This is a genomic window from Palleronia sp. (assembly GCF_042089775.1).
Classification (GTDB): Bacteria; Pseudomonadota; Alphaproteobacteria; order Rhodobacterales; family Rhodobacteraceae; genus Palleronia.
This window is the reverse complement of the sequence record NZ_JBELKF010000165.1, coordinates 1-4,481: the sequence shown is the minus strand read 5'-3', so window position 1 is coordinate 4,481 and position 4,481 is coordinate 1. Positions and strand designations below refer to the sequence as shown.

The following is a 4,481-nucleotide window of genomic DNA, read 5'->3' as shown; positions in this document are numbered from 1 at the left end:
TACGGTGGGACACACTCCAAACGGACTCGGCCCGCCCCCCCCCCCCAAAAAAAACCTTGGTCCTCACTGCCCAAGTCTCGCGAGGGATCATGTCGTGGATTCAGTGTGATAGCTCGTGGACATGAGCAGACCCGCCCATCCGCGCTGCGAGACCACCGTCTGGCCGGCCTACGAGGAGGTACATCGCCGTGCGGAACACGTGTCCGCCAGCGTCAACGAACCAACCCGTTCTATTGAAGGGCGCCGCCTGCCCGTGCCACAGAATCCGCCATGCTTGCCCGCCTCGAGCGGCACCGTTCGAGGCGATAGCTGCCGTGCGAGTCCACATTCCTGCCGAGCACGATATGGCGGCTGACAGACGAGCGCGCCGGCAGGGTGCGCTTCGGCATGCCCGCGACTTCACCGTGGAGCGGCGACTTTGCGGCAGGCTGCCTCGGCCTGAAAGGCGGTGCCGAAATGACCGCTTTGACGCCGCGAACCCTGCTGGAGCAGCAGCCCCACCTAACCGGGGCTGTTCTGCCATATCTGGGCGCGGCCGCGCGGGAGCTCGCCCATGACCTGCTCGAAGTTCTCGATGTGGCGGAATGGATCGACGCAAACAACGCCCACTCCTTCAATGCTGCATTTGCCGCGCTTCGCGCTGCTATCGCCGCCCAGATGATCCAGGAGGAAGATGAGGCGATCCCGCGCGAGCGCCTGCTAGGCTGCCCGATAGCGTTCGAGACACGCAGGTCGCTCAGACGGGCCGCGGAGGCACTCGACGCTGCACTGCCGCCGCCCGTGCCGCGCTACAGCGCGGTCCCGACACACGCGCAATCTCGCGGAGGCGATCCGGCTGAGCATTCAGTTGCTTCACCCGGACTGGACCTGTGGCGCCTCGAGGGCGCCCCTCGAGGGCCGTATAGCCCGGCTTCCGGGACTGAATCTCTCGGCAGCCGGCGCGCCCTTCGCCAAAAGGAACATATGAGACGGTTCATGCAGACAAGCATTCGAACCGTCGGCCATTTACCGGTCGCGGCCATTCCACTACGCTCACGAGCAAGAGTAGTAGCTCATCCAGTCGCTGGCGAAAGGACAACGGGGGCCACAGGCTCGCTTGTGCTATACCACCCATCCAGTTCCGGGCAAATAACCATGCGCGCGCGACCCGATCGTTTGGCTCGATACAGCGCGTCATCTGCCTTCTTGATCGCGCATTCAAGACTACCGCCGGACGACCATAAGGATGCCCCAACGGAGAGCGTGATCTTCACTTCTACTCCGCTTTCTGGAACCTGCATCAATATCCCCTTAGCAATGCGCTCGCCCACGTTCCGCACCTTCTCGGGTACGGTGGCAATTAGCATGATAGCGAACTCTTCGCCGCCTACCCGACCAATAACGTCCTCATGGCGAAGCTGTGATTGGAGGCTCCTGGCGACTTCGCGAAGACATAGGTCTCCCACGGGGTGGCCGTGACGGTCGTTGATCTGCTTGAAGTGGTCTATATCGACCATCATGATGACGTCGTCACAGCCGGTCGCTGCTGCCTCCGCGCGCTCATGAAACCCCGCCCGGTTTGATACGCCAGTCAATATATCGGTCACGGCCATGGCGGCTAGCTGCATGCGCAAGTGCCGGGCCCGGACGGCCAGACCAAGAGCGAGGACGACGAACGGAGCCGCTCCAATCAGGGTAACGATGATTTCCCTGCCAAGCTCTTCCAGGCCCCGGTCGAGAAGCGCTAGCCGCACGAGCAGGTCCCCTGCAGCAATCAGCAAAAGCCAGAGAACGATGCGAGCCGCCCAACCCAAGGGGCTGCGGGGCGCAAGGTGGTCAATCAACGTAATCACGTGCCTCTCCTATCCACCGACGTTCGCAAGCATATTTTCGATGATCCCGGAGTCCTGCGAAGAGCGCACCGATACGCGGTTGCATGAGGGGTAGCGCATTAACGGCGCCTCGCCTCTCAGGCGGCGCGAATGCAGCGTCCTGCGAACGTCCCTATGCGGCAGCAGCTATCGATGCTGCTCCCCCTTGGGCTGTGGCGTCGTGTGGCGCGGCACCTCCTTCGTCCTGGTGGGCCACGATGGCACTCAGTTCTTCCGCCTGTTGAGCCAAGTCACTTGCTGCTTCCGCAGCCTGCGCTGCCAGCGCATCGTTTTGCTCGACCACGCGCTGCAGATCTCCGATCGCGATCCGGATCTGCTTCGATCCGATCGTCTGCTCCTTCATCGCAGCGCTGATGTTGCGGTTTGCCTCCGCCGCACGATCGATCTCCGGGAGAAGGTCGGCGAGCATTGAGCCGGCTTCGGTCGAGACGTCCATCGTTTTGCTGGAAAGAACAGATATTTCGGTCGCAGCGCTCTGGGCACGTTCGGCCAGCTTGCGAACCTCTGATGCGACAACGGCAAAGCCTCGCCCATGCGTGCCCGCCCGAGCGGCCTCAATGGCGGCGTTGAGCGCCAAGAGGTCGGTTTGGCGGGCGATTTCTCGCACAACCCCGATCTTTTGTGCGATGTCTTGCATTGCTTTGATAGCATGGCCCACGGTTATTTCAGCCCGGCGTGCACTTTCCAAAGCTCTGGTCGAGCTGCGCTCTGTTGAAGCGACTGTTTCGGTAGTGCAGACGATTGAAGCTGCGATCTCTTCGATAGAAGATTGCGCGGCCGCTACCGATTGGGATTGACGGCGGGAGCCTTCCGCCATTTCTTCGGACAGGTTGCTGAGACAAGAACTGTTCTCGCGAACGGTATTGACTCCTGCGGTTGTAGCCGAGAGCACCTTTGAGATTCGGTTGGTTGCCTCGACCTGCTTCACACGCGCGGCTTCGGCCGTTTCAAGGGACCGCTCCTGAGCTTCTTTCACATTCGAGTTCTGACGATGATGACTGAAGACCATCGCGCAGAGGCCCGTCGTCTCGAGGATCAAGATGACCGCATGGATTAAGGTGCGGGAGAGGTCGCTTCCACCAGGATAAACCAGTTCAGGCAGGGCATAGTTCAGCCCGAGATGATGGATAGCGACGACGGCGGCTGCCATCAGCAAAGCGCGTATGTCGAAGAGGAGCGACAGCACCGCCATCATGGCGAAGAAATACATATGCACGTCGACCTGCCAAGGATGGCCCGCCATGAGCCCGACCAAAATCGCAGGCTGAGCAATGAGAGCGCACGAGAGCGTCACCCGACCCCGGGAGGGCGACAGGAACAAATCGAGGCTCGCCAAGGCTGCCATGGCGAAGGACGCAGACAGGGACAGGACCCACGGGACATCCCTGAACGTCCCCAACGCAAGCACCAGCGGAACATGCAACCAGCAGAACACCAGAAGCCCACGAGCAGCATTTCCGCGCTTGTCTGTAAGATCAGTCATATCAGTTCCTCAGCTGGGGGCGCAGAGCGCATTGGAAAGGCGTCCATTCAGCACAAGCCAGGCACCTGACTCCCGAAGGGAACCGACCGGATCAGAGGCTTCCACGAACACCAAACCTACTGAATCTATCCGCCCCGATCGGATCAGGCTTCCCGATGCCGCTTCCGCAACCCGGGCTGCGCTACTCCAAGGCGCCGACAGTATGACGACCGGGGATGAGGGATCGGGAGCATTCTGCTGTATCAGGACGCATATGGGAGTGGCTGTCGCGATCAGAATCGCGGCAACCAGTGGAGTAAACCCAGTCCAGTCGGCAAACTTGTTCATCCCGGACAGAAACCACGTCTGAATTAAGGATTGTTCTATTGTTCAAATTGGCTTAATTAAACTTTGCGGCGTGCCGCCTCCCTGAAGTGGCAGCGGTCCGCCCTCCGGTGCACAGAAGAAGAGCTCAGGCGACTGTGGGCAATTGGCCCATCAGGACCTGCGCCGCCGACAATCTCCGTAGAACGCCCTCCTGCCCGATAGGCGGATCACCGATCATCGACCGCCTCGACGACGTGCTGCTCAATTGAGTGGATGCCAGCCGGGCACGCCTGCACGCGGAGCACGACATCCCCCCGAAAAGCGCCGCGAGCGCGATGAAGAACGACGCCGACGGCAGCGAGAAGAGCTCGATTTGGCCTTGTTGGACAAAGCGGCTTCTAATTAGACTTCTCTTTTCCCGGCGAAGGCCCGAAACGACGCGTTGCGCGCCAAAAACCACTACGGTCGCGGGTTCTGGAAGCACTAGACCGGATACCACGCCAAGAGCCGCGTGTAGGCGAAGATGCGATGTCTCAAGCCATTCGGGGAGCGCTTCGCCGCAAAAGACCCCGACCACCAAACCGCAGAAACCCACATCCGCGTCGCACTCATGCACCGCTTCTCAGCCCTCGGCACCGCCGAGATCGTTCGCGTGTCCTGACATCAGCGGGAAAATGGAACGTCACGCCTCAGGCGCAGTTTCTGCAACAACGCCTGTTACGTGTAGCCGCGCAGAGCAGAGCCTTGCCATCGTATACTAACTGAGCTGAGCCCCAACTTCCCTCCGGCCTTACGGAGGGTCCGCCGGTTGATGTCTGGCG

The 4,481-nt window shown here is 60.9% G+C and carries 2 protein-coding genes and 1 pseudogene; 1 reads left to right on the top strand and 2 read right to left on the bottom strand.

The features are described 5' to 3' along the window. Nucleotides 1-1,052 precede the first annotated feature (1,052 nt). On the bottom strand, nt 1,053-1,832 hold the full coding sequence (locus ACFDS3_RS19215) for a GGDEF domain-containing protein (protein ID WP_375263950.1): 780 nt from the start codon (nt 1,830-1,832) through the stop codon (nt 1,053-1,055). Nucleotides 1,833-1,983: 151 nt separating this feature from the next. Beyond that, nucleotides 1,984-3,354, bottom strand: coding sequence for a methyl-accepting chemotaxis protein (locus ACFDS3_RS19210; protein WP_375263949.1), 1,371 nt, complete (start codon nt 3,352-3,354; stop codon nt 1,984-1,986). A gap of 727 nt (nt 3,355-4,081) precedes the next feature. Between ACFDS3_RS19210 and ACFDS3_RS19205 the strand changes: the two are divergent. Continuing rightward, a pseudogene (locus ACFDS3_RS19205) lies at nt 4,082-4,321 on the top strand (IS5/IS1182 family transposase); the annotation flags it as partial. Nucleotides 4,322-4,481 lie beyond the last annotated feature (160 nt).